The organism is Aquidulcibacter sp. (assembly GCF_044346625.1).
Lineage (GTDB): Bacteria > Pseudomonadota > Alphaproteobacteria > Caulobacterales > Aquidulcibacteraceae > Aquidulcibacter.
In genome coordinates this window covers 1-7,157 of record NZ_JBIIYV010000105.1, presented here as the reverse complement: position 1 = coordinate 7,157, position 7,157 = coordinate 1, and the positions used below count along the sequence as shown (strand labels likewise).

Annotated in this window: 5 protein-coding genes and 1 pseudogene; 5 read left to right on the top strand and 1 reads right to left on the bottom strand. The window is 55.0% G+C overall.

Translation table 11 applies throughout. From position 1 onward, the window contains the following. The 4 genes and pseudogenes from ACIQ20_RS15210 to ACIQ20_RS15195 form a co-directional block, all read left to right on the top strand. Nucleotides 1–331 (top strand): annotated as a pseudogene (locus ACIQ20_RS15210) (TonB-dependent receptor); the annotation flags it as partial. Between the two features lie 67 nt (nucleotides 332–398). After that, nucleotides 399–1,745, top strand: coding sequence for a spinster family MFS transporter (locus ACIQ20_RS15205; RefSeq protein WP_395781769.1), 1,347 nt, complete (start codon nucleotides 399–401; stop codon nucleotides 1,743–1,745). A gap of 232 nt (nucleotides 1,746–1,977) precedes the next feature. Further along, on the top strand, nucleotides 1,978–3,249 hold the full coding sequence (locus ACIQ20_RS15200; RefSeq protein WP_395781767.1) for a cation:proton antiporter: 1,272 nt from the start codon (nucleotides 1,978–1,980) through the stop codon (nucleotides 3,247–3,249). Between the two features lie 26 nt (nucleotides 3,250–3,275). Further along, nucleotides 3,276–4,331, top strand: coding sequence for an SPASM domain-containing protein (locus tag ACIQ20_RS15195; RefSeq protein ID WP_395781765.1), 1,056 nt, complete (start codon nucleotides 3,276–3,278; stop codon nucleotides 4,329–4,331). Between the two features lie 148 nt (nucleotides 4,332–4,479). On the opposite strand, the gene ACIQ20_RS15190 is transcribed toward ACIQ20_RS15195, so the two are convergent. Further along, a complete protein-coding gene (locus ACIQ20_RS15190) occupies nucleotides 4,480–5,271 on the bottom strand; it encodes a DODA-type extradiol aromatic ring-opening family dioxygenase (RefSeq protein WP_395781763.1) in 792 nt (263 codons plus the stop codon). A gap of 373 nt (nucleotides 5,272–5,644) precedes the next feature. On the opposite strand from ACIQ20_RS15190, the gene ACIQ20_RS15185 reads away from it, so the two are divergent. Then, entirely contained in the window at nucleotides 5,645–7,015 is a 1,371-nt protein-coding gene (locus tag ACIQ20_RS15185) for a cytochrome P450 (RefSeq protein ID WP_395781761.1), read from the top strand. Nucleotides 7,016–7,157 lie beyond the last annotated feature (142 nt).

Below are 7,157 nucleotides of genomic sequence, written 5' to 3'. Positions count from 1 at the left end.
TGGCAATGTCGCGCTTAAATACACGCGTGACCTTGGCACGATGGGCTCTCTTGATGCGACTTTGTCGGGCTCCTACCGCAGCGAGTACAGCATGTTTGAGTTCGTCAATCCTTTGGTGGACCAATTGGACTCCGTGACCTTGGTTGATGCGGGTATCGGTTGGAACAGCGAAGACGGCGTGTTCCGTCTGGCTATGACCGGGCGTAACTTGACCGATGAGCGCTACAAGGTCGGCGGTTACTCCTTCGCTGGGGCAACGTTCGGCAATGTGCAAAACAGCTTCTATGGTCCGCCAAAGACGGTGACCTTGAGCCTTTCTGCTAAATTCTAATCCCCCCGAGCCCTTGGTGCCCCCGGCGAAATCCGGGGGCATTTTGTTTTTCTAAAGAGAGATGACCATGCAACCCACACAGGCCAATGATCCAAGCCCTGCCTATCGCACGCTTGTTCTGACCCTTTTGGTCATCGTCTATACTTTCAACTTCTTGGACCGGCAGATCATCGGGATTTTGTCGATCCCGATTCAAAAAGAACTCGGATTAAGTGACACCCAACTGGGCCTCATGCGCGGCCTGTCCTTTGCGTTATTCTATGCGACCTTGGGTGTACCCATCGCTTTGTTGGCTGACCGGTTTAACCGGACGTGGATCATGACCATTGCGCTGACGCTGTGGAGCGCCATGACGGCGCTATGTGGTCTTGCCCAGAATTTTTGGCAATTATTCGCCGCTCGGCTGATGGTTGGTGTGGGCGAGGCGGGCGGCGTTGCGCCTGCTTATTCCCTGTTATCGGATTATTATCCCCCAGAACGGCGCGGGCGTGCCATGGCGGCTTATTCCTTCGGGATTCCGATCGGCTCAGCCGTTGGTATCATTTTTGGAGGCGTGATCGCCACGGTTTTGGACTGGCGATGGGCCTTTATCATTGTCGGCTTGATGGGCGTTTTGTTCGCCCCGATTTTTAAGATCCTCATGAAGGAGCCCGTCCGCGGTCGCTATGATCCGCCGGGGGCCAAAGTCGCGCCGGCGAAATTGCGTGAAGTCATGTCTGTCTTGGTCAAGAAGCCAAGCTTCTGGACGCTGTCCTTAGGAGCCGCATCTTCTTCGATGATGGGCTATGGCTTGTTTGCGTGGCTGCCAGCTTTCTTTGTGCGCTCTTGGGGTGAGGACTTAGGTAAAGCCATGGCTTGGCTGCCGGATTGGATGATCCCCGCAGGGGCAGGCCCCCTCCTCTACGCAGGTTATTTTTACGGCACGATTGTGCTGGTTGGTGGCCTGATTGGTATCTGGTTGGGTGGTCAATTGGGGGATCGCTTTGGGGCGAAGAATAAAGGCGCTTATGCCCTTGTTCCTGCGCTGGCTTTTGTTGCTACAACACCTTTCTTCGCGTTTGGTATTTTGTCTGACTCCATTTGGGTGTCATTCTTCGTGTTCCTAATCCCGACAGCTTTAGGGCTCGCCTGGCTCGGCCCTGTTCTGGCCGCCTTTCAAGGCATCGTGCCACCCAATATGCGGGCAACCGCTTCGGCTCTTTTTCTCCTCATCAATAATCTAGTCGGCATTGGTCTGGGAGACTTGCTCTTAGGTGCCATGTCAGATGGATTAAGCGCCCAATTTGGCGAGGAGTCGCTGCGCTATTCTATCCTTTGCGGCAGTAGCTTTTATCTCATCGCAGCCGCCTTATTGTTTGCGTCCTCCAAGTTACTGGAACGGGATTGGATCCACTTGGACCCTGATCAAAAGTAAATCACTGAAACTTGATGAACTTTCTGGTCGCCTTCTCGGGCCTGACTTGGTTGCCTTTCATCCAGAGCACGTCTCACGAGATAGGTTTAGCTGCTGAGTCTTGTCGATCGAGGCGGCTTTGGGCTTAGTCTTGACCCTGTGTGGGCATCCATGCCGCTTGTCTTGTATGGGTGGTCCACCTCTGGCAGAAGCGAGGCCGAAAGTCGCAACAGACTCGGAGAGATCGGCCTCGATGACCCCACAGGACCTAAGCATAGCCTTTTTTGCCCAATTGGCCCTGATCCTTTTGGCATGCCGGGTTTTTGGCTGGATTGGCAAACGCTTTCTTGGGCAGCCCCAGGTTGTGGGTGAGATGATCGCCGGGGTCTGCCTTGGACCGTCTCTGTTTGGACTGATCGCTCCTGAACTTCAAAGCCTGATTTTTCCGCCAGAATCCAAGCCCATTTTGTTTGTCGGCGCGCAGCTGGCCGTCGGTCTTTACATGTTCATTGTCGGCTTAACGTTTGATACCTCGCACTTTGTTTCACGAGCCAAGAGTGCCGCGGCTGTTTCGATTTCAGGCATCGCCGTCCCCTTTGTCTGTGCGTTTCTCATTACGCCGTGGCTGATGCAGACACCTGGATTATTCAATGCCAAATTGGCCACGTGGGAAGCCCAGCTCTTCATGGGTGCTTGCATTGCCATTACCGCCTTCCCAATGCTGGCCCGGATTATTCATGAAAAGGGCTTGAGCAAATCGCCTCTGGGAACCCTCGCGCTATCGGCAGGCGCAATTGACGATGCCGGTGCCTGGTGTGTTTTGGCCATTGTGCTCGCAAGCTTTGGTGGTGGTCCCATGGTGGCCATTGTGGCGATCGGCGGTGCGTTTGCATTCGCGATCTTTATGGCCCTGTTTGGCCGGAAGCTTACGGCTCCCTTGGCAAAGATGATGGAGCGCGACGGCGGCATTAGCGAGATTAGCCTTGCCTATGTCCTGATCGCCTTTGCACTGTGTGCCTTCGCGATGGATATTGCAGGCATTCATGCGGTCTTTGGTGGCTTTGTTTTGGGCGCAGTCATGCCAAAGGGCAAATTCTCAGAGACCCTGCGGGAAAAGCTCGAACCCGTCACTGCCGTGATGTTGCTACCGCTCTTCTTTACCTATTCTGGCCTGCATACCCAATTGACCCTTGTGAACACGTGGCATCTCTTCTTTATCGCTTTGGTCATCCTGGTAATTTCCATCGCGGCCAAAGGCCTTGCCTGCTATGCGGCGGCGCGGGCAACGGGGGAAGACAATCGCACAGCGATGGGCATTGGGGCTTTGATGAATGCCCGTGGCCTGATGGAGTTGATCATTCTCAACATTGGCCTGCAACGCGGCATTATTGAGCCGGCGCTATTCTCAATTATGGTCGTGATGGCGATTGTGACGACCCTCATGGCGGGGCCTTTATTTGAGTTGGTTTATGGTCGCCATGCCCGTGCGACAGGTATACTCCCGGCGGCAGATACACGATCTTAGGCGGCAGGTGAGACTTTGGAGATAAGATGGAAGCGATCTATTGGGTTCTGACTTGGGCTTGCCACCGGAAATGCGTCCATTGTTATGATGATCGGTTTCGGCCTTATGTCCGCGATGATTTAACGCGGGTGGTGGCAGAAGGTCAGTCCGCCTACGAGGCAATCCTTGCCAATTTACCGGATGATTTCACCTATGCCGATCCCAAAGATCCATCGCGGCGCAGACAGGGGCTGTTGGTGTTGGCGGGCGGCGAGCTCTTGATCGATGGCGTCCGTGAAGAGCTGTTTTATCCAGTCTTAGAAGCCATTCAAAGGCGCTGGGGGGCGAAAGCACCGCATATCTGCATTCAAACAACGGGCGATATTTTAATGCCTGAGCATATCGAGGCGATGCTGGCGCGCGGCGTTGGAACCATCGCGATTGCGTCCATTGATGACTACCACGTCGGTCTTGAAGGCAATAAAAAATTCAAGCTGATGGATAAAATCCGCGCCATGATGGATCAATTTGGCGTCCAAGAAGTCGGGCTAGGCGGGCAGCGCGATCCCAAACTTAAAACCCCTGTGCCTACGCGGTCAGAACGCGGTAAAGGCCCCTATTTCCTCTTCTTTGGTGCGCAACCTGACCTCTGGATTGGTGAATTGTGGCCAAGGGGACGGGCTTGGGCTAATGGCTTGTCCGATGCGACTTATGAAACGAATTTTTGCGCCAGATGGAGTGGCGGCAGGAACTTCCTCAATCATGGCCAAGCTGGCAGCGAAGTCGCCATTGAGCCGGATGGGTCGATCTACCCCTGTTGTCTCAAGACTAAAGCTCCGCTTGGCAATCTGACCGAAGAAAGATTGGTCGATATCCTCAACAGTCTAAAGGGCCACCCTGCTTTTGAAGCGATCAATGCTGGCGATCCCGAAGCCATGGGTCTGACTTTGGGTTGGAGCAGAGAAGACTACCGCACAGCTTCGGTCCAAGTTGACGGCAAAGGTCGTGAGGTCGCCAATGTTTGTCTTGGTTGCGATGCGTTTTTTGCCGCAAAGCTCAATAATGAGATCGCCGAGATTCGGGCCGCACGACTAGCCACATGATTGAAGTCGGTGCGATGTTCATTTGCTTGAACAATCATCGCCGCTCATCCATCCTAAAGGCGCGTACCATCGATGCGATGACACATTCCAAGATGGCTAGAGCCCTCTGGTGAAAACAATAAGTGTATTCTTCTTCGTCTCTGAAGTCTCAAAAGCGGTAGCCTGACAAAGCGGTCGAAAGAACCTCTTCGTTGTAGATGCGCTCACCTTTCCCGGCTCCTGTGCCCGCCGCAACCATTAAAGGTAACAAATGCTCCTCTTGGCGGGGTGGGTGGGCAAAGCGAGCGGATGGGGCCTTTGACCAGTGCGCAAGAAGATCCGCTCGCTCTATGGCATCCGATTGGACCGTCTCAGTCAACCAATCATCAAAGGCACGTGCGCCGGGGGACGAGCGCGGATCCCCGTAGGCCTGCATGTTATGAAAGCTCATGCCGGATCCAAGGATCAAGACGCCTTCTTCGCGTAGGCTAGCCAGTGCGTTGCCAGCGGCGACATGCAAGGCAGGATCAAAGCTGCGTTCTATAGACATTTCAACAACCGGAATTTCGGCTGCGGGAAACGCCACCTTTAGCGGAATAAAAGCCCCATGATCGAGCCCACGATCTGGATCAACAGAGGCTTCAAAGCCCTGCTCGCGCATGAGTTCCGCTGCGCGCGCTGCAAGGCTGGGCGCGCCAGGCGCACCATAGGTCAAGTCATACGTGTGGGGTGGAAAACCATAATAGTCATAAATCAGGCTGGGCTGTTGCGCTCCTGTAAAGGCAAAGCCTTTGGTTTCCCAATGCGCTGACACAATCAAAATGGCTTTCGGAGGCGTCGCTAAACGCTCTGGCAAGGTTTCCAAGAAGCGTGCCATCCCAGTCCACATACCCTTTGGGTCGTCCATGAAGAAGCAAGGCCCTCCCCCGTGTGGGATGAAAAAGGCGGGTTGTTGAGGCATATTTGGTCTCCGATCTGGCGCAAACCGTATAGAAAAGCCCTAGACTTGATAATGCGCCATTATTGAAACGCACTTGTGATTAAATCGTCCCAATTGGTGCTTTGGCGGAGCCGGATTATAGGGTGACACAAACAAGCGCGGCTCTTTGTATTTGTCGGCGAACACGGGGCAGGAAGACTTGATGCTCGCCTGTGTCGGTTTTTGCCCAGCTGAAGGGGTCTTCTCGCTGCGCCGTGCAACGAAGGCTCCGCAGCGCGACGACGAGTGTATTGCTCTGGCCTATGGGCTTGTCGCGCTCGGTGAAGTGGCCATATAGCTGTCTGTACCAAGCCGGCGTCAGACCGTCGCGCCTTGCCAGGGAAGCTCTAGAGCCATGCAGCTGATTAGTGACGATGTTCTCATCGATACAGGACAGATAGACCCAACCCATTCGGCGGCCTATCCGCTGATTGGCGGGTTCCAGTTGGGCAATCCAGCGTCCTGGACAGGCGGGCATCCGTGGGAGTTCTACAGGCAACTTCGCGACGAGGCACCGGTGCATTGGACCCCCGGCTATCGTGGCATCTCTGGATTCTGGTCAGTCAGCCGCTATGAGGATGTGAAGTCGGTCGAGCTCAATCCGCAGGTATTCTCGTCCCAGCGCGGCAGCATCAATTTGGGTATTCAGGCACGTGAGAAATGGAAGCCGAAGAAGCTGATCCCGGCTGCGCTTAACTCTCTGATCAATATGGATGCACCCATGCATATGGAAGCCCGCATCCAGCAGAAGGATTTCTTCATCCCGGCCTATGTGGCCAAGGTCCGCGACAAGGTCAGCGCCCATATCGACGGCTTGCTGGACGAGATGGAGCGCAAGGGGCCAGAAGTCGACTTCGTGAAGATGTTTGCCGAGCAGGTCCCGCTATTCACCTTGTGTGAGATGCTCGGTGTCGATGAAGCAGACCGGCCGCGGATCGTGCAATGGATGCACTATCTCGAAATGGCGTCGCAATATTTGGCAAACCCGTGGCAAACGATCTTGAAGGAACCGCTATTTCCGTTCCGGTTTTTCAATATGGTCGATGCCATGTTCGCTTATGGCGAAGGGGTCATGGCCGACCGGCGCGCCCGCCCGCGTGAGGATCTCTTGACTGCCATTGCCCGTTCCAAGCTGGGCGGGGAAGAATTGCCCCAAGAACATCTCGACGGTGCGTGGCTTTTGATCATCTTCGCTGGCAACGACACCAGCCGCAATTCGCTGACCGGCACAATCCAGCTGCTCCACGAATTCCCGGACCAACGGCAGATGGTGCTGGATGACCCAAAGCTAATCCCGCGCATGGCCGAAGAAGCGCTGCGTCTGGTCTCCCCTGTGAAACACATGCGCCGCACCGCGCTGGAAGAGACGGAATTGAACGGTCAAAGGATCGCCAAGGACGAGAAAGTAGTGATGTGGTATGGGGCCGCCAATCGCGATCCTACGATGTTCCCCGACCCAGACCGCTTTGACATGATGCGCGATAATTACGACAAGCACCTCGCGTTCGGCCATGGGGTACACAAGTGCCTTGGCTCGCGGATCGCACAGATGCAGCTGCGCTTGTCGTTTGAAAAAATCTTTGAACGTTTCCCCAAGATTGCCCCAGTTGGCCCTGTGGTCTATGCGCCCAATGCGCTTGTCAATGCAATGTCGAGCCTCAAGGTCAATCTGTATGGCGTGGACGGTCGGCGCCCGACACTGGTGGCCGCGCGCAAAGCCAGCTGATGGCCGTTATCCTTTCGCAACATGGTCAAGCCAAACCTGAAAGGGTCCGTTTAGTGTGAGCCAAACGACCCGGTAGCGTGTTATCCCCGCCGCAGCGTTAGCTGCGAGCGGGGACCCGCCAAAACTCTGCGCCAAGCCACGC

Coding starts and splice junctions, on each gene's coding strand:
- ACIQ20_RS15205 (WP_395781769.1), top strand. CDS start 399: ATGCAACCCACACAGGCCAATGATCCAAGCCCTGCCTATCGCACGCTT.
- ACIQ20_RS15200 (WP_395781767.1), top strand. CDS start 1,978: ATGACCCCACAGGACCTAAGCATAGCCTTTTTTGCCCAATTGGCCCTG.
- ACIQ20_RS15195 (WP_395781765.1), top strand. CDS start 3,276: ATGGAAGCGATCTATTGGGTTCTGACTTGGGCTTGCCACCGGAAATGC.
- ACIQ20_RS15190 (WP_395781763.1), bottom strand. CDS start 5,271: ATGCCTCAACAACCCGCCTTTTTCATCCCACACGGGGGAGGGCCTTGC.
- ACIQ20_RS15185 (WP_395781761.1), top strand. CDS start 5,645: ATGCAGCTGATTAGTGACGATGTTCTCATCGATACAGGACAGATAGAC.